A 24,411-nucleotide genomic window follows, 5' to 3' on the forward strand; every position below is an offset into this window, starting at 1 on the left:
TGCTTACAAAAATTTTATGTATTTACCCTATGGCCACAGTCAAGCCATTTAGAGCATGGCGCCCCGATTCTGAGTTTATTTTTGATATCGCTTCTGTACCGTACGATGTGATTAACACTGCCGAAGCACGCTCTATGGCAAAGGGTAATCCACTCAGCTTTCTACATGTAATACGGCCGGAAATAGACCTTTCGGAAGAAACTGACATCTATTCTGAAGAGGTGTATCAAAAGGGTAAGGAAAACCTTGAGCATCTTTTAGCATCCGGTAAGATGATCCAGGAAGATCAGAACACCTTGTTCATTTACAGACTTTCGTGGCAGGGCAGTTCCCAAACAGGAATTTTCGGGTGTGTTAGCGTCGATGAATACGACTCTAATATCATTTTAAAGCATGAGCTAACACGTCCCGATAAGGAAGATGACCGCACCAAACATCTGCTAACTATGCAGGCTCACCCTGAACCCGTTATGTTCACCTTTAATGACGATGAACGTAATGTTTCTTCGATCATTGAAGATGAGTGTGAAACTGAGCCTTTGTATGATTTTACAGCCGATGATGGTGTTCAGCACACTATTTGGAAAGCATCAAATGCTGAACGATTGAGCCAGGCTTTTCAGAACGTACCCGTTCTTTATGTTGCCGATGGCCACCATAGATGTGCAAGTGCATCTAGAGCTGCTCATATAATGAGGAAAAAAAATCCCGACTCGAATAAGCAACAAGAATATGACTTCTTCCCAGCTGTGCTTTTTCCGAAACATGAAATGAATATCCTGGCTTACAATCGTATTATTTATAAGATACCTTCTGATTTTAAAGCCCGACTTGCTGAAAATTTTTCGATAACAGAAAATGCGCATCCGGTTCCAACAAAAAAAGGGGGCCTGTCGATATATTTAGATGGCAGTTGGTTCGGGATCACCCTCCCTGAAACGGAAAGAAATACCGTAGCTGATCATCTCGATGTAGCTCGATTACAAGAATTTTTATTGGAACCATTGTTGGGCATTACTGATCCTCGCAAGGACAAAAATATTCACTTTGTGGGGGGCATCAGAGGTACAGATGAACTTGAACGACTAATTGATTCCAGAGAAGCAGAACTAGGTATAAGCATGTATCCGACCAGTATCAAGGAGTTAATGGCTGTTTCAGATGCTGGTTTATTGATGCCTCCAAAATCAACCTGGTTTGAACCTAAACTTAGGTCAGGGTTACTTATTCACACTTTTTAATCTTCACTCACACTTACACTATACATGAAAAGAGTACATAATTTTAGCGCCGGCCCTGCCATTTTACCCTTAGAGGTATTGCAGAAAGCTCAAGAAGAACTTGTTGATTACAAAGGAACCGGTACTTCCATTATGGAGAAAAGCCACCGCGGACCTGAGTACACCGAAATAGACGCACAAGCCAGGCAACGCCTTTCTACCATCTTAGGGCTTGGGGATGATTTTGAGATCATGTTTCTTCAAGGTGGTGCCAGCACTCAATTCTTTAGTGTTCCTTTTAATTTCTTAAGTGAAGGTGAAACTGCAGATTATATCAATACGGGTGCATGGAGTAAAAAGGCTATTAAAGAAGCACAGCTATTTGGTGGTATAAACGAAGCCTTTACCAGTGCAGACTCTAACTTTAACAGAGTTCCTGGCAAAGGAGAATTGAACCTGTCTGATGGATCTAAGTATGTTCACTTTACTTCAAATAATACCATATTTGGAACGCAGTTCGATTCGGAACCGAATACTAATGGAGTCCCTTTGGTTTGTGACACTTCTTCTGATTTTCTATCCCGCCCTATTGATGTTCAGAAGTATGGAGTTATTTATTCCGGAGCTCAAAAAAACCTTGGGCCTGCTGGTGTAACCGTCGCTATTATTAAAAAGGACTTCCTCCAACTTGCGACCAAAACCAATATCCCTACCATGGTAAGTTATCATACCCATGCAAATGGAGCTATGTTCAACACTCCCCCAACCTTTGCTATTTATATGGTTAACCTGGTTCTCGAGTGGATTGAAAATAAGGGCGGGCTGGAATACTTCAAGCAATTCAATGAAGAAAAAGCATCTCTCATTTATAATGAAATTGATTCCGATGATTTCTATTCGGGTACCGCAGAACTGAACTCTCGTTCAAATATGAATGTATGCTTCCGGCTTTCTTCTGAAGAACTTGAGGCTGAATTCCTAAAAGAAGCTACTTCAAACGATTTAGTTGCCTTGAAAGGACACCGAAGCGTTGGAGGTATTCGAGCGAGTATTTATAATGCCTGCCCAAGAGAAAGCGTTGAAGCGCTCGTGAGTTTTATGAAAGAATTCCGATCCAAAAAAGGGTGATCCACTGTGATTTGGGTGAATCTTTGACAATTTCACCCACCCCTAACCCCTCCCAAGAGGGGAATGTCTTTGATTGAGTAAGAAATTTAACAGCGAGCGTCCCCTCCTTTGGAGGGGATTGAGGGGTGGGTCAACTTACAACGCAAAGATAAAGTTTTTCTAATAGGCTCCGATCATTGTGAGAAAATGGTCAATCGTATTTGGAACAAAGGCGAACATATAAATGATGCCCCATGCAGCTCCCGCGATATGAGCCTCATGATTGATCTTTCCTTCTTTTTTACTAGCCCAAATGCTGTAACCGATAAAGAGTATCCCCAGAACGAAAGCAGGAATTGGAATCGGCAATAATATTGAGACTAATTTTTCGAAAGGATACATAATTATATAAGCGAATAGCACACTTTCAACTGCTCCGGAAGCACCAATTGTTGCATACTCAGGATTATCTCTATGCTTGATTAGCGAGGGAACCGACGATGCTAATAACCCCGTAAAATAGAGGATGAGAAAATGTTCCTGGCCAATAGTATGCTCGATTACCGGACCGAAAACCAAAAGAGTAATCATATTGAATAGCAAATGAGTTAAACCACCATGCAGAAAACCTGAGGTAATAAGCTCATACCAGGTATTATTTCTTACCGTCCTATAGGGAATAAACATTCCTACTTCCATAATCCTTGGCGTCTGGTAAACCGCAATGAATACGAGAACATTAATACCGATAAGAATAAAAGTGATTGGCATTTTTCAAAAATTTAGGCGCTATTCAAAAGTAAGATTTAAGGAAAAAACAACTAGAGACATCCTTCTGCCTGCTTTCTGTCATTCCCGCGAAGGTGGGAATCTAGTTTCAGCTTTTACAAGCAGGGTTTTGCTTCTTGCTTAGATCTGGATTCCGGCTTACGCCGCGGAATGACTCTTTCAGTTTTCCAGAAAGTTTCTAACCTAAAACTGGCGCTAAGGTAGAAATATCCTCGTTCAGTTTTAAGGAATTAATGTTTGGAATACTTTTTTACTGGCATATAGTTTCCATTCTCTTTTTTTGAAAATATATTTACCGAACGGCGAATCTATCATCTACATCAATGACTTCTTATAAACGAGTTCTCGGTATAGCTACTCTATTACTGATTTTTTCTGCTTGTGGCGTAAGTAATCGAACTGCTACAAATAATACCTCTACGCCCTCTTCAAGGACATCTCCTGACGCTCCATCTGGTGATATAAACGCTATAGAAACAGGAGTGGCGAGTTGGTATGGACCTGATTTTCATGGCCGAGATACTGCAAATGGAGAAAAGTATAATATGAATGGACTCACAGCAGCTCACCGAACTCTTCCATTCAACACCGAAGTTCTGGTTGAAAATCTGGACAACGGGAAAACCGTTCAGGTTCGAATCAATGACAGAGGGCCTTACGCAAAAGACCGAATTATAGATCTTTCGAAAGGAGCGGCTGAAAAAGTAGATATGATTGGACCGGGTACAGCAAGGGTTCGCATTTACCTCATGAATAGTGATGATCCCATTCCCAAAAACTTAAAAACAGCAAAATATACGGTACAACTCGGATCCTATAATGACCGCGCCTCCGCTGAGAAAAAAGCAGCAGAAATCAGAAGCAGCAGGGTTGAAGAAGTTATTGTTGATGGACAAACCTATTACCGTGTATACTTTGGAGATTTCTATAACCCTTCCATTGCCCTTGAAGCAAAAGAGCGCTTAGAAGGATTGGGACACAAAGGTTTTGTGAAGCAAGTCGACAATATTTAAGCTTCGGGATTGATAAGGCTTGAATTTGGGTTACCTGCCTGAATCAAGATTATCATCCATGAAAAAAGACATCATTATTATTGGTAGTGGCTTTGGCGGATTAGGTGCTGCATCGCGCCTGCTTTCCTCGGGTCATAATGTTACTATCCTAGAAAAGAGAGATAAGCTAGGAGGCCGAGCTTATGTTTATGAGCAAAACGGTTTCAAATTCGATGGAGGCCCTACAGTAATTACAGCTCCTTTTATGTTCGATGACATTTGGGAAGCTGCCGGTAAAAAAAGAAGTGATTATGTAGAGTTTGTTCCTTGTGACCCTTTTTATAGAATTTTTGACCATACCGGGAAAAGCTTCGACTACAATAATGATCATGAATTTACGGTCAAGGAAATCAAAAAGAGGAGCCTTTCGGATGCAGATGGTTATGAAAAATTCCTGGGTACCACTAAAGCTATTTTTGATAAAGGATTTACAGAATTAGCTGATCAGCCTTTTCTGAAGTTTACTGATATGTTAAAAGTGGCTCCTGATTTGATCAAGCTTCAGAGCTATAAAAATGTATACTCATATGTAAGTCAATTCATCAAAGATGAGTTTTTGCGACAATGTTTTTCATTCCACCCTTTATTAGTAGGCGGTAACCCATTCGATACGACTTCCATTTACGCCATGATCCATTACCTGGAAAGAGAATGGGGCGTACATTATGCGATGGGAGGAACGGGAGCCATTGTTCATGCTTTTGAAAAATTAATTACTGAACAAGGCGGGAAATTCCATCTTGAAGCCGAAGTAGAAGAAATCCTGGTAAAAAACGGGAAAGCTGTAGGTGTTCGCCTTAAAAATGGAGAGCAGCTTGATGCTGATGTTGTAGTGTCCAATGCAGATGTAGCATTTACCTACAAAAACCTGATTAATCCTACCCATCGAAGAAAATATACGGATAGCAAAATCGAGCGCACCAAATATAGTATGTCTCTTTTTGTAATTTATTTTGGAACAAAAAAGAGATATCTGGATTCAGGTCTTGCCCACCATAACATCATTCTTGGCAAAAGATATAAAGGCTTGTTGGATGATATCTTTCACAAAAAGAATGTAGCGGATGACTTCTCCCTATACCTTCACATGCCTACCATTACCGATTCAAGTATTGCACCAGAAGGCCATGAGGGTTTCTATGTATTATCACCAGTACCTCATCTGGATAGCGGTACTGACTGGACAGAATTTGCTCCAAAGTACAGGGATGCTATCATGAATTTCCTTGAGGAAAATTATTTACCAGGACTCCAGGATAATCTGGTAGCTGAGCATTATATCGATCCGCTTCATTTCCAAAACGAGTTGAACTCATACAAAGGATCTGCTTTTTCGGTAGAACCTATTTTAACACAGTCGGCCTGGTTCAGACCTCATAATAAGTCAGAAGATGTGGATGGATTGTATTTTGTAGGAGCAGGTACTCATCCGGGAGCTGGATTACCGGGAGTTCTTTCCAGCAGCATTATTGCTCAAAACCTAATTGGTAACGCCTAATTATAGTACCCGTGTTATTCTCTCTTTTTCAATTTCCTTTTCTAATCCTTCTTATTAATGCTACAGGAGTTACTGATACCTCTTATGACTTCGGAAGTAATAAGGATGGTAATAACTGGGTAGTAATTAATGACGGAGTTATGGGTGGGTTATCAAGAGGTGTAGCGACTCTTGACGAAAACTCCATGGTATTCCAGGGAACCATTTCTTTTGCAAATAACGGTGGCTTTGCTTCATTAAGAAGTAACCGAATCCGACTCAGTGTTTCAGAAGTAGAGTATGTCGAAATCAAATATCGGTTAAAAGGACTCTCTTTTTCTTTGATGCTTGAGCAAAGTTATCGGTATTGGCTCCCTTACTATTCCTACCCTCTTGAAACAACCGAAGATGAGTGGGTAACCAAACGCATTCCGATTGGAGAATTTTACGAGACACGACTTGGTGATTACACAGGTAGATACCTAAATAAAAACCGAGCCAATGATGTTATCCGGGTAGGATTTATTTCAAGAGATAAAAAAGCGGAATCCTTTGAACTTGAGATAGACTATATAAAGATCAGCTAAAGCTAGCCTGAAGATCTTCCCAGTCTTTTAGAAAACGTGCTAATCCATTATCTGTTAATGGATGCTTCAACAATCCAAGAATTACATTAAGAGGCATAGTTGCGACATCTGCTCCAACTTTAGCACATTCAACAACATGCATTGGGTGGCGAATACTTGCTGCCAAAACCTCAGTTGGGTAGCCATAGTTGAGGTAAATCTGAACAATATCTCTAATTAATTGCATGCCATCTGAAGAGATATCATCAAGACGGCCAAGAAACGGAGAGATATACGTAGCACCAGCTTTGGCGGCAATTAGTGCTTGAGTAGAAGAAAAACACAATGTGCAATTAGTTTTGATCCCCATTTCCGAGAAAGTCTTAATTGCCATAATACCATCTTTAATTAGAGGAACCTTGACAACCACATTATCTGCGATTTTGGCAATTTTCTTTCCCTCTTCTACCATTTCGTTATAGGTTGTAGAAACTACCTCCGCAGAAACATCTCCTTCTACGATATCACAAATTTTCTTGATGTGCCCTTCGAAATCTCTTACACCGACCTTGGCACATAAGCTTGGATTAGTGGTAACACCATCTAAAACCCCCAAGTCATTTGCTTCTTGTATTTCTTCAAGGTTAGCTGTGTCAATAAAAAATTTCATGCGCTGCGTAATTATTGTTCAAGATTCGCGCAAAAATACAAAAACCCTTCATCCAATTCATTTCGAAATGTAAACTTAACATTTCGTTTTTTTACATCCTTAACTCATCTCGCACAAACTATTTACCGAAATTTGTTGTCTAACCCTCTGTAACAATAAACTACTTTAACAACGTGAAAAAACTATTCTTTTCGGTATCAATCATATCGCTTTTATTATTGGGGTGTGGAGGCTCTGATGAATCTCAATCAAATAATTCAAGAGGCGGCTGGTCATCAGGTGGCTGGGCTTCAGGTGGATTTGGAGGAAGAGTAACTAGTGTAGAAACTCAAGCTGTAACATTAAGTCCCATTGCGGACCAGGTTCGCTCTTTTGGAACGGTAAAAGCTCAGGATGTCATCACTGTAGCACCACAGGTTAGTAACCGAATAACTCGTTTTTATGTCGACCTTGGAGACACTGTAAGACAGGGACAGCTTCTTGCTAAAATCAACGATGTAACTTTTAAAGACCAATTAAACCAGGCTCAGGCTCAATTGGAGCAGAGTAAAATCGCCATGCAGAGAGATAGCTCTCAATTTGAACGGCAAAAACAGCTCGTAGAGAAAGCATTAATAAGTGAATCAGAATACGATATAGCTTTTGCTGCTTATAGAAACTCCATAGCTCAATATCAGTCAGCAATCGCTTCATTGACTCAGGCACAGGAGAATTTCGATTTCACCGAAGTACGCTCTCCTGTCAGAGGTGTAATCGTATCCAGAACTGGTGAAGAAGGAGATTTGGCTTCTAATAACCAGGCATTATTTGAAGTTGCCAACCTGGTGGGATACGAAACTCAAATTTTCCTTCCTGTTCAAGACTGGAGATTTATTAAAATAGGACAACCTGTGGTGCTTCGTGTTTCTAACGAAGAGCAGGCAACAGCTACTGGTGTAGTTTCTAGAAAAAGTCCTCAACTGGATGCCACAACCGGGTTAGGTGAAGTAGTTATCTCTCTTACTTCGGTAGGAGAATCTATTTATCCGGGAGTACTTACTGAAAATGTAATCGACATTGTAAATAAGCCAAGAGCAGTAGTTGTACCAAGAAGTGCACTTGTCGAAAAAGTAGAAACGGTAATCGAACCAGAGTCAAATACTATTCAGCTTGATCGAAAGTATTCTGTATTTGTATCAGTAGGTGATAGTGTTGTCGAGCTTAGAGAACTTCAACTAGGTATTGAACAAGGCGACCGCATTGAAGTAGTTGCAGGATTAAGACCAGGTGAAAGTTTTGTAGTTACCGGTCAGCAGACATTACAAGACGGTGGAAGAATCCGTGTAGCTTCTGGTTCTAATTTCTCTAATCCACAGCAAACAGTAGCCAGCGCTACTCCGGGAGGAGCAGGCGGAGGCTGGGAACGTGGTGGAGGTGAACGCCCTCAGGGTCAGACTGGTGCTAGGCAGGGTGGCAATCGTCCGGGAGGAGCTGGCGGAGCAGCATTTGCTAATATGAGTGAAGAAGACCGTCAGAAAATGCGCGAAAGAATACAGAACATGAGCCAGGAAGAGCGCCGTGCTTTCATGGATAGCCTACGAACTGCTAATGCTGGTAATAATTAGTAGTCATGGGTGGATTATCTAAACTGGCTGTAGACCGGCCGATCACTTTTTTAATGATGAGCCTTATCCTTATTGGATTTGGCATCTTTGGAGTTTCACAACTCAGGTTAAACCTCTACCCTGACGTTTCCTTCCCTACCATTACTGTGTATACAAGTTATGAAGGGGTAGCACCAGAGGATATTGAAGCACTCGTAACTCGTCCCATCGAAGAGCAGATTGGAAGCATTAGCGGAATCCGCAGGGTACGTTCACTTTCCAGTCAAGGGGCTTCAGTAGTTAAACTAAATTTTAACTGGGGAACTGACCTTTATGAAGCCGAAAATGATGTTCGTAAACAATTAGGATTCGTTCAACGCTCTATACCAAGAGATGCCGAAACACCTTTGGTATTTAGTTATGATCCTAACCAAGAGCCCATTGTTGTCTTAACAGTTACATCTGGAGCCAGAAGTTCAAGGGAACTTAGAACCTACTCCAAGCAGGTATTAGAGCAACGGATCGAACGGGTAAATGGAATAGCTTCTGCAGAAACTTCCGGAGGATTGGAGCGGCAAATAAATGTCACCATCGATAATGAACAGATGCGATTCTATAATATTGATATCGCAACCATTGCAAGTCGATTGAATGCTGAAAATATCCAGGTTCCTGCTGGGCAGTTGATCGAAGGGAATACCGTGTATTCATTACGAACTATTGGCGACTTCAAAAATGTAGACCAGATTGCGAATACTGTTGTTGCCGTTCGAAATGGGCAAACATTATTCCTTAAAGATGTGGCTACTGTAGAAGATGGTATTGCTCAGCCAATTGGCAATGTTCATGTAGACGGAGAAGATGGAGTGATCCTCAACATCTACAGACAAAGCGATGCCAATGTTGTTACTGCAGCGGAATCAGTTATAGAAAGTCTTGAGGAAATAAAGCGAAGCTTACCTGCTGATGTAGAGATAAATGTACTCACCAACAAAGCAGACTTTATACGCCTTTCAATCAACAATCTTCTTTTAACAGGGTTACAAGCAATAGTATTAGTAGTACTTATCCTACTTGTTTTCCTTCGAAGTGGCCGATCAGCGCTTATTATTGCTATTTCAATCCCGGTTTCTATTGTTACCACATTCGCGGTAATGGACTTTGCGAATTTGAGTTTAAATATAATTTCTCTTTCTGGTCTTACCCTGGCTGTTGGATTGGTTGTTGATGATGCCGTAGTAGTTTTGGAGAATATCTTCCGCTTCAGGGAGCAAGGCTCTGATAAAAAAGAAGCAGCAGTCCTTGGTGCAAAGGAGGTAGCTGTACCGGTAGTAATATCTACCCTAACTACTCTTGTGGTATTCCTTCCAATTCTTTTTGTACCCGGAATTGCAGGGTTCTTATTCCGTGACCTCGCATTAACTATTTCATTCTCCCTCACTGTTTCTTCGTTGGTGGCATTAACATTAATTCCAATGATGACCTCTCAGTTTTTTAAAGAGGGAACCGTTAATTTTGAAGCTGACAATGCATTTTTCCGTTTCTTCAAAACCAGGCTTGAAAGGCTCGAGAATTGGTATTCCAGAAAACTAACCCAGGTAATCGATAGAAGCTGGGGAGTAATTCTGGCTGCTGTATTCCTATTTGTGGCCACCATGCCCCTCTTCAACCAACTAGGTGGAGAGTTTTTCCCAAGAGTTGATGAAAGTGCATTCAATCTACAGGTAGCAAGAGAGCCGGGTGTAAGCCTGCTTGAACTCGAACGCTCCATCAAGCAAGTTGAAAGCGTAATTCAACAAACCGTTCCGGAAGCTCGATTAGTTGTTTCTGATTATGGAGATAAAGAAGGGATTGAAGGTGCGGATAGTCCGGGAGGGTATCAGGGTATCGTTAGAGTGGAATTAGTGCCACAGGCTGAGCGAGACCGAACACAGTTTGAAATCGTAAGCAAATTGCTACAGGATGTTACCATTGTACCTGGTGTAGATATTCAGGAAACCATACAAGACCCATTGAGCCCTGATGGTGAGAACGGGCTTATTGTACAGCTCTTTGGTTATGAAGGTGAGCAAAGAAAAGCCCTATCTGATGGAATCAAAGAGCGATTGATTGAAATGGATGGTGTTGTAAGTGCCTATAGTACTGCTGATGAAGGCAGGCCTGAATTACGCCTTATTATGGATAGAGAAAGAATTTCGCTGGTTGGTCTTACGACTAACCAGGTTGCAAATGCATTGAGTAATGCTGTAAAAGGAAATGTAGCAACCAGTTTTGTAGACCAGGGAGTAGAATTTGAGGTGCTTGTTGAACTGGACCCAAGAGATAAAGCCCAATCTAACGACTTAGAGAATATTCAAATCCAGACCTCTTCCGGGGAATGGATGCCTCTAAAAAATCTTGCCAGAATTGAACGCTACAGTGGTCCGACAAATGTAACTCGTATTAATCAGGAAAGGGTTACTGAAATCCGAACGGAGTTAGATGGCATTGATCTAAAAACGGCATCTACTCAAGCCAGAGAAATTCTGGACACTATAGAATGGCCGGATGGATATCGTTATGAGCTTGCAGGCTCAGCAGAAGAGCAAGCAGAGTCGTTTAATTTCCTCATGATTGCTTTCCTGATCGCAGGTATTCTTACCTATATGGTAATGGCTTCCCAATTTGAAAGCCTTCTTGAGCCTTTCATCATATTCTTTACCATTCCGCTTGCACTGTCTGGGGTACTGCTTGTTCTTTGGGTAACTGGAACGAGTATAAGTGTTACCTCCATGGTGGGATTGATATTACTCTCCGGTATTGTAGTGAACAATGGGATTGTAATGATTGACTATATCAAAATTCTTCAAGCTCGTGGTAAAGATCGCAAAGAAGCCATTGTAACTGGTGCTACCCGAAGGTTACGCCCTATATTAATGACAGCCTTCACAACCATTCTATCGATGGTACCACTAGCACTTGAGCTTGGAGAAGGATCTGAAACTTGGAGCCCTATGGCCAGAACAGTAATTGGCGGATTAAGTATGTCCACCATTCTCATGCTTTTTGTAGTTCCCTGTATCTACAATGTAATTAACAAAGCAGTATCAAGCCTTGGCTTTGATGCTGTACACAAAGTTGACCCCCTAGCTGAAACGGAGCCAGTATGAAAAAATTCAACCTAACCGGAGGTATCCTCAAGCGCCCAATAACTGTGATTATGGTTACAATCATCACGGTTGGCTTTGGGATTTTCTCACTTACCAATTTAAGAGTAACACTCAATCCGGAATATAATATTCCAATACTCGCGGTATCTACTGGCTACACGAATGTAGCTCCGGAAGACATAAACCGGATTTTGGTAGAGCCTATTGAAGGTGCTCTTTCGGGAATTGAAGGAATTGAGTCTTTAGAAGCCCGAATTAGCAGGGGTAGCGCCTTTATTATCATGAGGCTCTATGAAGGGACGAACATCCGAAAAACCGAACTAAAGGTTCAGAAGGCTATCGATCAAATACGGGATCAGATTCCTGAACAAGCGCGAGAACCGGTAGTATTCCAGTTCGATCCTGATAACCAACCTATTATGCAATTGAGCATCAATTCAGATATCAAAGGCCTGGATGAGCTACGGAATCTTGCTATTGATCTTGTAGAGCCTCGTTTAGAGCGTATTGTTGGCTTAGCTTCTGCTGAAACTCAAGGAGGGCTGGAACGACGAATTTATGTAGATGTTACCCCTATGCAATTGGCTCAGCATAAGCTGGTTCCTGATGATATCGAAAGTGCCATTCGAGATAACAATGCTCAGCTACCTGTGGGGAATGTAGTAGCTCAGAATATCAGCTATAGTGTACGTGCACAATCCATGTATAATAGTGTTGAAGAGATCGCTAATACTATTGTTACGGTTACTGAGGATGGTATTCCGGTCCGGGTAAAGGATGTTGCTACGGTTTCTGATGGTTTTACGGAGGTAACAAATTTCGTAAGGGTTAATGGACGAAATAGTGTATCTGTAGAGGTTCAAAAAAATTCCGATGCAAATACGCTGGATGTCGTAAATGCAGTAAAGGCTATTGTACCTGAGATAAATGAAATTCTTCCTCCGGGCACGGAACTACGGATACTTTCAGATCAGGGCAGGGTGATTGATGAGTCTATCAGTAATTTATCTCAGTCCGCTTTAATCGCTCTTTTTGTAGTGATATTGGTAATTGTAATATTTATGGGAGGATGGCGTATTTCAGCTATTGTAGCAGTGACTATCCCAGTCTCTATTGCAGCAAGTTTCGCAGCAATGTACGCTACTGACCTCACCTTGAACACCCTTACCATATCAGCGTTAGCCCTTGCTATCGGTCTATTGGTAGACAATGCGATTGTTGTTACGGAAAGTATTGCACGAAAACTCGAAGAAGGCTTCTCTAGGTATCAGGCAGCACTAACAGGTACTAATGAGGTAATTGGTGCCCTATTAGGTTCTACCTTAACTACCCTGGGAGTATTCATTCCTATTATCATGATGACTGGTTTTCAGGCAGATCTACTCCGCGACTTCGCACTTACAATCTGTTTTGCTATCGGGATGTCCTTCATCTCTTCGGTTGTTATAGTTCCTGTCCTGTCAGTGCTGTTATTAGACGGTAATCAGTTTAACAGAAGAAACTTCATGTTTAAAGCCATTTCCAAAATGGAAAAAGGATACTCAAAAGTTCTAAACTGGTTCCTCCATAACAAATGGTTACCAACCGCTTTATTAGCAGTAATTGTGGTCGGCACATTTTACTTATTCAATACCATCGAAAAAGAAGGTTTCCCGGAAACTGATTCAGGGGAGATAGATATCAGCGTTCGACTCCCTGAAGGCAGCAAACTTCAGAACACGTATCAGGTTATGAATGCCTTTTATGATTCAATGAAGACAGATGCTGAAATTGAAACCATAGTATCTTCAATTGGCCGAAGTCGTTGGGTAGCTCAAAGTAATACCGGGCGTTTTAGCCTTGCACTAGTTTCTGTAGACGACCGCGAAATCTCAACCATAGAGTATGCCGCTAAGCTTAGGCAGCAGCTCACTTCCCCAGGAACAAGAGTAAATGTATCGGTTGAGGGAGGAAACAGTTTTGGAGGCCGTGGCTTCCGTGGGGGTAATAACTCTATTCGCTTAACGCTTGTAGGCCCGGACATCTCCGTATTAACTGATATTTCTTCGAAAATTGAAAACAGGCTTTTAGAAGATCCAACCGTAGTTTCGGTAGATAATGGAAGAACTGATCCTACCCCGGAATTACAATTCATGCTGGATAGGGAACGCATCAACAAATTAAATACCACTACCCTTCAAATTGCCAATGCCTTGCGAACCCAAACATTAGGTAACCAGGCAGGATTCTACAGAACCGAAGGAAGGGAAATCCCAATTGAAGTAAGAACATCAAAAGATGCATTGACATCGCGTGACGACCTTTTTGATCTGGAATTGGCTCAATTCGAGGATCAGCGAATTCCTGTGATGGCTGTTGGAAATTTTGAACAAGTACAAGGTGTGGATGGATTCAGTAAAAGAAATCGTGAAATACTACTCGATGTAAACATTCAGGTAACTGGAAGTGCTTCTGAGTACAGACCTCTCATAATAGATTTCCTTGAGAATGAAGTAGTGCTTCCGGATGGTTACCGTTACGACTTTACCGGAGCTACCAGCTTTTTCCAATCTGATTTCAGTGACTTCCTGTTCGCCGGATTAGCTGCTATAGTTTTGATGTTTATGATTATGGCATCACTATTCGAAAATTTCAGGGATCCATTTGTGATCTGGCTATGCATCTTTATGGCCATGTTTGGAGCACTAATGTTCCTGTTTTTTATTGGTGAAACCCTTAGTCAAACCGCGCAAATCGGACTCTTTATGCTGGTCGGGATTATAGTAAACAATGGAATTGTACTCGTCGACTATATGCATCTCTATACAAAAGGAAGAACATTTGATTTAACCCCTGGTTCCGATTTTATGGAGGCTATTTTAGAAGCATGTACTCGACGAATGAGACCAATTCTTCTAACTGCCATTACTACAGTCTGCTCTATGATTCCTCTTTCACTAGAATTAGGTGCTGGAGCTGAAATCTGGTCTCCTCTTGCGAAAACTGTAATTGGAGGCTTATCCTTTGGAGTAATCTTTACGCTGTTTATTACCCCGGCAATCTCTGTCGGCTTTAAGCAGGTTATTATATGGTTCAGAAAACTCTTTAGGAGAAGAGAAAAAGTAGTTCAGATAGCAACTACATAATATTTTCTAACTTTATAAAAATGGTAATTGAGAATGGTTTTACCTATTGTTGGGTAATTAATTAAACAATAATGTCATGAGTAAATCAGGAAATTTTTTAGCAGGATTATTGACGGGTGCATTAACCGGAACTGTATTGGCTTTATTATATGCTCCCGATACAGGAAAGAATACAAGAGACCGTCTTTCTTACCGGTTAAGCAATTACAGAGATGAATTGGTTGACCTGATATCAGAGCTAAGAAAAGAGAAGCAAAAACTCATTTCTGAAGCTAAGGAGAAAGGTGAAAAAGTAGTATCTGATGCCAAAGAAAAGGCCGAAGACTTGATCAAAGAAGCTGAAGATTTATTGGCTTCTATTGATTCTTCGGAGCAAGGCTAACAGACTCGACTGCTAATAATACCTGTCTCTTTCATCTTACACCCTCCTTTCCGTCATTCCAGGCAAAAACCCAGGATCTGTACAGGAACCAAACGTTGACTAAGCGATCGATATATCAACGAATAATCATACTTTACAGATCCTAAACAAACCTGCCTGTCGGCAGACAGATTGAGGATGACACTGAAAGAGAGCGCTATAGCTTAGAGACGAAGTAACCAGATTAGCCTCTTTAAGAGGATTCTTTCTCTCTATTCCATACCTCGTAGATATTGTCGAAGAGAAGGGTGTCCACTTTAATTACAGCCGCTTCTCTTAACTCCTCTATTTCTCCGTTTATCGTGCTGTACACTTTGAATCTTGTTTCGATATCAGCAACTGCAGTAGTATTACTTACCTCTGTCACTTCCCTGTCAGTAACGTTTAGTACCATCCATCCATCCGTCGCTGAAAAGGCCAGTATGGGTTGTTTAATTAAACTCTTCTGGACTAAATCAAAGTCCTTATTTGAAGGATCAATAGTTTGATAGTCCACTTCTTCATAGGTATCGTAACTGATTGGTAACTCACCGTTTTGAATATCCGCTTTTATTCTTTCTGCTTCGGAAAGATCCTCAGCATATATTTTCCAATATCCGGCTTTGAGCAGCAGATGCCTGTTATTTATCAACCGATCTCTGAATGTATTTGGAACTGTAATTGTGGAGGTATCGGTCAGCGCCTCTAAAGTAAGTTCGTATTGGTACAAATCGGAAAGGATATCATATCCACGTTCTTTTACCTTACCTATTACTCTGTCATCCTCCTTGTAACCTTCTCGCTCAGCAATTTTAAAAAGCACTTCATTTCTCATTCCCCTTCCTACGGAAGCACCGGTCCGATTTTTTGACTCAATAAAAGGCAAATATGGAAGCCAGTTCAAATAATCCTCGAAGGTAAAATCCGCTCGTTCACCACCAAATACATAAGTAGCCAATATGGTTTCATTATCAAATGAAGCTTCCAGTTCTTCTAACCTTTGATCGGTCCATCGATCTGGCTGATTCTCATTAGTCGAAGTAGTATTCGCAATTTCATCTCCATCCAACTGAAGAATCACTTCCCGTAATGCCGACAGGTTTTCAGCATCAGGTTCCACCGAAAGACTCCCCATCAAATCTCTTACATAATCATTTGAAACGATTTGTTGTTTCCTCAATTTAACCTGACTTGATATACCCGGCTTTCGATATTGGTAGTCATCTTCAGCCAGCATAGCAGGGAATTCGATGTATTCGACATAAATGATGTGAAAACCAAAACGGGACCGAACAGGAGCAGTAAATTCTCCCTGGTTCGTTGAAAAAGCAGCCTCCGCAAAAGCATCATCTACTCCAAAATAACTTATCGGCCCAAGGTAGCCTGCATTCTCATCGTATTCTTCTGTTTCAAAAAAATCATTGGCTACATCAATAAAATCCTCCCCGTTTCTTAACCTGTCGTACGATTCTAACAGTTCTTCTTCTTGAAGAGAAAAGAGTTGACGGACAAATACTTTACGCTGCTTTTTGGCGTAAGCCAGACGTACTTCTTCATCGGTAGGAGGGTCTATGAGTTTTCCCATTTCATCGACGAAGTAAAAGTCCATCATCGATTTTCTTTCCTGGAAATACAATGCTCCCAGATACGTGGGATGATCCAGCAATCCTCTTGCTTCAGCTGCATCACCTAACACAAGATTATCAATCATCTGATTCAGAAAATCATACCTCTCTCTTCTTGTATCGTTTCTACCCGTCTTTATGAGATGTTCTACATAATTGCTTTCGAAATCGAAAACGGTTCGTTCAATTCCATTTACTTCGAAGAGAACTTCATAATCCCTGTGTACGGGCTCCTCTTTGCAACCGATAAAGAGTATAAGGATTAGGGCAAATAACAAAGGCTGCCTCCAAGTGAAGCAGCCTTTATTCGACTTAAATAAGTCTGTCATTTAGTAATAGATTTTAAGGTCTACTATTGTTGTGTTGCCTAAATATTCGAAAGGTACCTGTGCAAAGTCAACCCCAATTGCCAATCCGCTTGAAGTTTTTAGAGTAAACCCAGCTCCGTAGGTGATGTGGGAATCCACATCGTCTCCAAGGAAGAGGTCTCTGTAACCACCTCTAACATGAAATTTAACCGTATTAGACAGGTAACTAAGCTCTGTTCCCGAGTCGAGGTTTAGGAAGTTATCGTTAGTTTGCTGTACCTCACTCATTAATTTGAATTCGAGGTTTTCTCTTTTAATTGCAGGAACCATCACCCCAAACTTGAATGATAAAGGAAGTTCCCATTCATCAAGCTTAACATTCCCAACGATTGCATCATTATTACCTTCGCTATTTGGATCCTGATCGATAAACTCTTCCGTATTAATACCACTCATCTGCATATTATTACCAAAGTTGCTTATTGATGCTCCAATCGTAATTCCATTCAGGTATTGGGTCTCCAACTGGAATCCAAGATCAAGAGCAAAGGCTTCTGCACTCATATCGTAAATTCTTTGTTGGATAAACTTTGCAGTACCACCAAACCGGAATGACTCTGTCAGGTTTTGAGCATAGGTAACACCAAGACTTAAATCATAAGCCCCAAAAGTGGAGCCTATTCCATCCTGATCTTCAACCGTGCGAACAAGCATTCGCCCATAATCGACGTAGTTTAAACCAAGACCTACATTTTTTCCTGGCTCTTTACCTACAGGAATTACAAGACCTGCTCCGTAAATATTTACATCTACGAAATACTCATTAACACTAAAGAACCCTGAATTGTAGGTATCTCCATCATTGGGTGCTGCAATACCTGCAGGGTTCCAGAATAAGGCTTCAGCTCCTGATACATATACCGAATTTGCATTTCCAAGGGCGGCTCCTTTGGCGCCAACCCCGAGTGTCAGGAATTGTGCCGCTGTTGTACCAACCCTACTACCATTTGTTGATTGTGCACTCACTTGTGAAAAAGCAAGCACTAGAACTAGTTGAGTAAGAAAAAGTTTTTTATTCATTTTTTTCATTGTTTGGCTCGCTCTTATTTCACAATTGCAAATTTATCGGTGAATTCACCAACTCCCGGTGCTTCTACATGGTAGAAATAAATGCCATAGGCAACATCTTCGCTATCGTTGGATTTAAGATCCCAGGAAGCTGAACCATCATTTAAAGCCCCACTGTGCTCTATGGTTCTTATCAACTCCCCACGGATGTTGAAAATCCTGATGGTACATAACCTTGGCAGGTTGAAGAATTCAATTTTCCTCTCACCCCTACCGATTGAACTACTTCCTCTTTCCCAGGATGCAGCTCCTAAATATGGGTTTGGTGCAACAAAGATATCATCCAGTTCCTGGCTGGCAAGATCATTGTCTACGGTACCACTGGTGACTCCGAATCTGAATGTATCATCAGGTCCGAATTGGCGGGTAGTCGATACTCTGATTTTATCACCTGGCGAAGGAGGTGTGCCCTCTCCATCTGCAAAGACGCTTATTGTAAACCTGTAGATTTGACGATTTAATGAATCTGCTTCTGAAATAAACAGAACATCTCCTCCTGATATCGTACCTGTTCCATCATTATCTCTAAAGAAGAGATCAGCTTGGTCACCGGTAGTCACATTTCTTGCAAATACAGGTAGATCAACACGTGTAAAACCTTGTCCGAATAAAAGCGGAGGTCGATAAGTACTATCAGCCGGATCTACAAATAGCAACTCATAATCATGATCGGTACGAACAAAATTAACCGTAACAAGATCATCATCCGGAGCAATGGAAAGTTGCCAATCCGTACTTAAACCATCTAATTCAGAAGGATCAAGACCAAATAGTTCATTTTCCTGGCCTTCATTTGAGATCCATCCCGTTCTGTTTTCAATGATATCTCCTGGAGTATCATTTGAGAAATTGATGATAAAGCCATCAACGATACTTGAAGCGGAAGAGTAATCACTGGCGCTTATCACATCTACACCTTCTGTTAGCTCCCTTACACTATAGGTACTTGTTTCCCGGTATACCCCAAGATCTGAATCAGTAGCGCCAAAGGTTACTTCGTATGCATTATCATCATTTACCTCTGAGTCGATGATAATATCTACTGAAGCAAACCCGGTTGCCGTACCTGTAGTTACACTACTAAGATCTACCGTAGATCCTCCCTGAACATACCCTGCAGGTAGTGTAGTTGGAATCACAATAGCCGCATTTGAAGACGTACCGGTAACCGATCCAGCAGCGTTTAATGCAATTCTAAAAGTATTTTCCTGAGGATCGATACCGGGGTCATCGCCTCCCGCAGATGGGATTCCGCGGTCGTAAGCTACAATTGCGTAGTAGTATATTTTCCCGTTAGTAACGTCATTATCTACATAGAAAAACTGAAGCCCGGTATTGTCTCCAAGGTTATATACTGCTTCACCTTCAAGTACCGTGATGTTTCCAGAAAACTCATTGTCTAAATCCCATTGAGCTATTGGCTCGTAAAATGTAGGAGTACCATTTACATCTGTAATAGTTCTCGCATCACTTAATAGGTTATCCGTTCCTTTATATAGTCGGTAGCCCTCGAAATCGAAATCCTGTAAGAACCTGTCGAAACTTCTAATGGAAAGAGTATCCCAAGATAGCAGGACCTGATTGTCTCCAGCTACTGCTGATAATGTCGGGGTAATAGGTGGCTGAGCGAAGTTGTAGTCAGAGTTATAAATATTCTGAACCGTTCTTCGGTTTTTGAAGAAGTCATCTTCATCGCTACCAAAGATCCAGGCTGTTGAGAAGAAGTCAGTAGACTTTGCTGTTGGGTCGTTTTCAGAAAACAACTCAACCTCACCTGATGTAAACAGGATAAACGGCTCATCAGCTACTACTGTTGAAGGTTCTACGTAATCCGGATTTGAGAATAGGGTTAATGCTATTCGTTCAAATAACCAGGTGTCATCTCTCAAGTTATCTCCACTTTCGTAAAATGGACGTGTGTTCAAATCGAAACCAGTTAAACCAATCTGATCTGATTCATCAACATCAAGTTCGTTGTAGTTCGGCTCACCATTTGTAGGAAGTCCATCTCCTTCTCCTTCATCAGGACCAGGGTACTCAAGTTCAAAAGGACCTAAACCATCTCGGCCCACATCATTGTTCAATGTTTCACCGGAATCAAATACTCCGTTATCATTGGCATCATTAAAACCAACCCAATCCAGATTTTCATCGGTTGTAAACCAACGCTCTGCATCAGCAGCAGGTCGATCCTCAACAGGCTCACCGTGAAATACCTCAAACTGCGCTACGTCATACTGACCAGATGCATAGGTAGTAATCTCACTTAATGTTGTGAATAACAAGTAATTCTCATCGAATCTTGATTCATCTGTAATACCATCCAAATCATCATCAATTGCATTTACGTCATTTGCAGGTGACTCCAGGAAAGCAAAACCGGTATAACCAGTTTCATATGGTGAATCCCCTGCTTGAGTAGGTTCTCCAATACCATCAGAATCCCAACCAAATACCAAATCCAGAAATGGATCATAATTGGCATTATCATCATCCTCTTCTACCCCTAAGCCATAATCAACAATCTGGGAGAAAAATAAACGAGTTTGATCATTTTCACTTTTGTTGGTCACTCGATAGATGATGAACATGGTATCCTCTGCGAGGATATTTGCCCATTGGAATAATCGAATTTGTGTCTGAAGCCCTAAACCACCCATAGTTGGATCTTCATTAGGACTTGGAAAGTAAACTCCTAATGCGCTATGAGGACCTGTAGTTTCGATATTGGCTGCATATTCAAGATCTGAAAAGTCATCCATTACATAGTAGGATTCCAAATCAGCACTAGCGAACCTTCCATCTCTACCATTCCAGGTTCCTGGCCAACCCGGATCATCCTCACCCAACCTATCCGGCCAAAATGAAGGCCAGGAAGTCATGTCATTGGATAAAGCAGGTACAGGAGCAGCTCCCAGTGTTACCGGGTCAATTCTCAATGGATTATTGAAACCAGGTAACGGCAACCAACCCCAAAGATCGCCACTGTAAGGGCTAATCCTTGCTCCGGCTTGTCGATAATTAATGCTCACCGGATTAAGTGTCGTATCTGCTCCAAAGCCAGAACCAAAGAAGTCGATATACTCCTGAACATTATCTACTCTGTCGGAATACAGTGCATCTACATAAGCAGATACTACCACACCAACTCCATCAATATGCCGACCACCTACACCTCTCGGCCAGACCCCCCATGGAAGGTCATTCCATCGAGAAAGTTCACCATGATTCCTAAAGTTGGTTTCGATAAGGTTACCATCAATAACCCCGCGAGCTACACTTTCAAAATCACCCCTGTATACAACACCATCTGCTGAATCAGGAATAGTTTGTTGAGCCTCGGCACTTGACCAAGACAATAGTACGATAAGTACAAAAAATGATCTTTTAACTATTCTATTTAACATTCTTAGATACTTTTAGAAATTATAGCTTAAGCCAAGTTTAACGGATCGGGGAGCACCTCTTCTGGACTCATCCAAATACCACTCCTCATAAGTATTAAGACCACCGGGTTGTCCTCCACCAGCAAGTCTTCTTGCTAACGCAGTGGATTCATCTGCCAAACCAGTATCCGTATAAATACCAAAGTGTGGATTAGTATCGAATACATTATCTACCTGAAGGAAGAGTTCAATATCATGAGAAACTACTGGTGGCTTGTAATACACTCGCATGTCTGAGTTGAACCATGTTGGTGCATTTTCATTATTTGGAACATTCGACTGTAGGAAGTCACGAATTGAGGTATAAGGATTTCCTGTTTGAAGACTGTTTATTGAGGAAATAGTAAGACCAAATTTACTTACCCATGTAATTGAGTTATTAAGTACATGCCTTCTGTCCCAGTTTAGTCGATTGATGCTAATGATATCATCGGCTCCATTTACAAATCGATTAAATCGCTCATTAGGATCAGATGCTGATCCACTGGCGAATTGCAGAGTATAGTCAAAAGTCCAGGTTACTGGAAGATTTCCACGTTGGTATAGTGAAAGAGTCACCCCTTTTACCGTACCATAATCAATATTCTCCAGACGACTCACCGGAATACCTACCGCACTTCTCACTACTTCGTTACCAGCCAGCTTACGAATATCTTTTGAGAATACAGTTAAGTCTAATCCTAAGGTTTCAGTAAGACCTTGTTGAAGACCGACCTCAAATTGAAGAGTACGCTCTGGCTCAAGGTTTGCGTTACCATAAGAGAAGGTGGCAGCCCCTGGGTTTCTGTCAAACTCGTTGTTAGAGTATAATAAGCTCAACTGAGGGGTTTGGAAAAATAACCCAGCAGAGAATCTCATTACACCTGTTTCAGAAATTGGAAAAGCTACTCCTAATCTTGGGCTTAACTGGAAAGTAGGGTCAGCGTCTGTACGGTTGAATAACGAATCACCAGGGCTGCTTGGATCTGGAATCATTTCTTCGCTTGCCTGAGCTACATCAATTGGAACCACGAAATCAGGCTCAAAATAATCGAATCTAAGTCCGGCATTTACGATTAGGTTGTCGAATTCAAGTTTTACCTGAGAATATCCGGCTCCTTCCCAAGGATTAACATCTAATAAATTGTTGTCTAGCTGGTTGTCTCCCCTAAATGCTGTTTCATCAGGTAAAACTAGAATACCAAATGATTCATTTTCGAGACTGTGGAACCTTGCAGAAACCCCTGTTTTCCATAGTACAATATTATTTACTTGTGAGGTGTAATCTGCAACGATAGTATGAGATTGAGTAATTCCTCTGCTCGAAAACAGATCATTTCCACCCATGTTGAAGGCATCCTGACCCTGCTGAGTAGAAAGTTCAGGAGCAACATATCTTGAATCTAATATTCCTGAAGCATCAACGTCATCATACAGATAATTATCATCTCTATCATTCAAGAAGCTGTAAGAAACGTTTGCAAAAGAATTATCCCCCATCGTGTATCTCAGACCTAAAATGTGAGTCTGGTTTTGGAAATAGTATTTATTAGTACCGAATGGATTGTACTTATATGCCTGATTGTAATTTCTACCATCTCCAGTTTGATAAAACAGGTTGTAATCTAATTTTAATCGGCTGTTAAACTCATACACCACCGATGCATTCATTGAAATTCTTTCCTGGTTATTCATCTCGTAAAAATCACCAGTTCCTGAAGCATTGATCAGCCAGGTACTAGGATCTCCACTACCCGAAACACCAGATTGTAAATCGCTTGGTCGGTATAAATCTCTTCCAATCAAATGACCGGGATTATTTACATATCTAAGAGTAGCCTGAATACCAAGCTTATCTTTAATGATCGGACCACCTAGAGAAACCTGCATATCACGTTCTTCGAATGTTGAGGAAGCCTCTGTATATGAAAAGGTTTCATTTGAAAAATCACTAACCCCCAGGAAACTAGTTTGAGAGGTATTTCTTGTTACAAACTCAAGCTCTCTATCACTTACAATAGTGCCTGCATAGCCAAGAAAATTTCCTGTCCATTCGGAACCTACTCCTTTAGTTACAATATTAACTACCCCACTAAGAGCTTGTCCATATTCTGCATTAAATACCCCACTAATTACTTCCAGACTGGAAACCATATTTTGTTCCACATCAAAAGAAGCTCCGTTACTAAATGCGTTGTTAATTGGCACCCCATTTACCAAATACGAAACTTCACCAATTCTTCCCCCTCTAAAGTGACCGTCAACTACCCCGGCTTGCTGATTAATAGCTTCACTCAAATTTACAATCGGAAGCGCTTCAAGCTGCTCGGAGCTTATGTAAGCAGTAGTAGTAGTCCTGTCTTTTTCTACAATAGGTCGTTCAGCGGTTACAATTACTTCCTGACCTTCTATAACCTCTTCATTCATGGTTACGTCAACTTCGGTGGTTAACCCCAGGATTACTTCCACCTCCTGTACTCTTGTTGTTGCAAAACCTATATAGCTGAAAACAACGACATATTTACCCGGATCCATATTCACAATGGAATACTTACCATCAATATCAGTTAATACCCCTTTTGTAGTACCATCGATAAATACCTGAACACCAATAAGTGGTTCTCCAAATTCATCTATAACTGTTCCGGCTATCTTACCTTTACTTTGCGCCAGAAGGGGAGCGCTTGTCATTAATAACGCAAAAAGAAGAAGAGTGAAGCGTTTCATAGACGTAATAGTCTTTAGTTTTTGTTTTAAAAAAAGAGCGGGCACTATAATGGTGCCCGC

Annotated in this window: 15 protein-coding genes; 9 read left to right on the top strand and 6 right to left on the bottom strand. The window is 41.2% G+C overall.

What is annotated here, in order from left to right; translation table 11 throughout:
* Positions 1 to 29: 29 nt before the first annotated feature.
* Both ED557_07925 and serC read left to right on the top strand, forming a co-directional pair.
* Positions 30 to 1,241: a DUF1015 domain-containing protein gene (locus tag ED557_07925; protein RNC83700.1), complete on the top strand. Its 1,212-nt coding sequence runs from the start codon at positions 30 to 32 to the stop codon at positions 1,239 to 1,241.
* A 24-nt stretch (positions 1,242 to 1,265) separates the two neighbouring features.
* Entirely contained in the window at positions 1,266 to 2,348 is a 1,083-nt protein-coding gene (gene serC / locus ED557_07930) for a 3-phosphoserine/phosphohydroxythreonine transaminase (GenBank protein ID RNC83701.1), read from the top strand.
* A gap of 159 nt (positions 2,349 to 2,507) precedes the next feature.
* On the opposite strand, the gene ED557_07935 is transcribed toward serC, so the two are convergent.
* Positions 2,508 to 3,098, bottom strand: coding sequence for a rhomboid family intramembrane serine protease (locus tag ED557_07935; GenBank protein RNC83702.1), 591 nt, complete (start codon positions 3,096 to 3,098; stop codon positions 2,508 to 2,510).
* Positions 3,099 to 3,439: 341 nt separating this feature from the next.
* Here ED557_07935 and ED557_07940 point away from each other — a divergent pair, with 341 nt between their 5' ends.
* The 3 genes from ED557_07940 to ED557_07950 are packed head-to-tail and all read left to right on the top strand — an operon-like array spanning position 3,440 to position 6,232.
* Complete coding sequence (locus ED557_07940) at positions 3,440 to 4,129, top strand: septal ring lytic transglycosylase RlpA family protein (GenBank protein ID RNC83703.1); 690 nt, start codon at positions 3,440 to 3,442, stop codon at positions 4,127 to 4,129.
* Positions 4,130 to 4,187: 58 nt separating this feature from the next.
* On the top strand, positions 4,188 to 5,666 hold the full coding sequence (locus ED557_07945; GenBank protein RNC83704.1) for a phytoene desaturase: 1,479 nt from the start codon (positions 4,188 to 4,190) through the stop codon (positions 5,664 to 5,666).
* Positions 5,666 to 6,232 carry a hypothetical protein gene (locus tag ED557_07950; GenBank protein ID RNC83705.1) on the top strand — a complete coding sequence of 189 codons (567 nt, stop codon included), beginning with the start codon at positions 5,666 to 5,668 and terminating at the stop codon, positions 6,230 to 6,232. Before ED557_07945 ends, ED557_07950 begins: the two co-directional genes overlap by 1 nt.
* Here the strand turns inward: ED557_07950 and fsa are convergent.
* The gene (gene fsa / locus ED557_07955; protein RNC83706.1) at positions 6,225 to 6,881 is read right to left on the bottom strand and encodes a fructose-6-phosphate aldolase; all 657 of its coding nucleotides are present in this window, start codon (positions 6,879 to 6,881) and stop codon (positions 6,225 to 6,227) included. The two genes, ED557_07950 and fsa, sit on opposite strands and share 8 nt — an antisense overlap.
* 173 nt (positions 6,882 to 7,054) lie before the next feature.
* Between fsa and ED557_07960 the strand changes: the two genes are divergently transcribed.
* From ED557_07960 to ED557_07975, 4 genes are all read left to right on the top strand, one after another.
* The gene (locus ED557_07960) at positions 7,055 to 8,485 is read left to right on the top strand and encodes an efflux RND transporter periplasmic adaptor subunit (protein ID RNC83707.1); all 1,431 of its coding nucleotides are present in this window, start codon (positions 7,055 to 7,057) and stop codon (positions 8,483 to 8,485) included.
* Positions 8,486 to 8,490: 5 nt separating this feature from the next.
* Positions 8,491 to 11,613, top strand: coding sequence for an efflux RND transporter permease subunit (locus tag ED557_07965; protein ID RNC83708.1), 3,123 nt, complete (start codon positions 8,491 to 8,493; stop codon positions 11,611 to 11,613).
* Positions 11,610 to 14,738 (top strand): efflux RND transporter permease subunit, encoded by a 3,129-nt coding sequence (locus tag ED557_07970; GenBank protein RNC83709.1) that lies wholly within the window; start codon positions 11,610 to 11,612, stop codon positions 14,736 to 14,738. Before ED557_07965 ends, ED557_07970 begins: the two co-directional genes overlap by 4 nt.
* Before the next feature lie 76 nt (positions 14,739 to 14,814).
* A complete protein-coding gene (locus tag ED557_07975; GenBank protein RNC83710.1) occupies positions 14,815 to 15,120 on the top strand; it encodes a YtxH domain-containing protein in 306 nt (101 codons plus the stop codon).
* A 232-nt stretch (positions 15,121 to 15,352) separates the two neighbouring features.
* Here ED557_07975 and ED557_07980 read toward each other — a convergent pair whose 3' ends face one another.
* Genes ED557_07980 through ED557_07995 form a run of 4 tightly spaced genes read right to left on the bottom strand, consistent with a single transcriptional unit; the run spans position 15,353 to position 24,351 of the window.
* A complete protein-coding gene (locus tag ED557_07980) occupies positions 15,353 to 17,092 on the bottom strand; it encodes a hypothetical protein (GenBank protein RNC83711.1) in 1,740 nt (579 codons plus the stop codon).
* Complete coding sequence (locus ED557_07985) at positions 17,093 to 18,160, bottom strand: hypothetical protein (GenBank protein RNC83712.1); 1,068 nt, start codon at positions 18,158 to 18,160, stop codon at positions 17,093 to 17,095.
* Between the two features lie 14 nt (positions 18,161 to 18,174).
* A complete protein-coding gene (locus tag ED557_07990; protein ID RNC83713.1) occupies positions 18,175 to 21,558 on the bottom strand; it encodes a hypothetical protein in 3,384 nt (1,127 codons plus the stop codon).
* 60 nt (positions 21,559 to 21,618) lie between these two features.
* Entirely contained in the window at positions 21,619 to 24,351 is a 2,733-nt protein-coding gene (locus tag ED557_07995; protein RNC83714.1) for a TonB-dependent receptor, read from the bottom strand.
* Positions 24,352 to 24,411 lie beyond the last annotated feature (60 nt).

The organism is Balneola sp. (genome assembly GCA_003712055.1).
Taxonomy (GTDB): Bacteria; Bacteroidota; Rhodothermia; order Balneolales; family Balneolaceae; genus RHLJ01.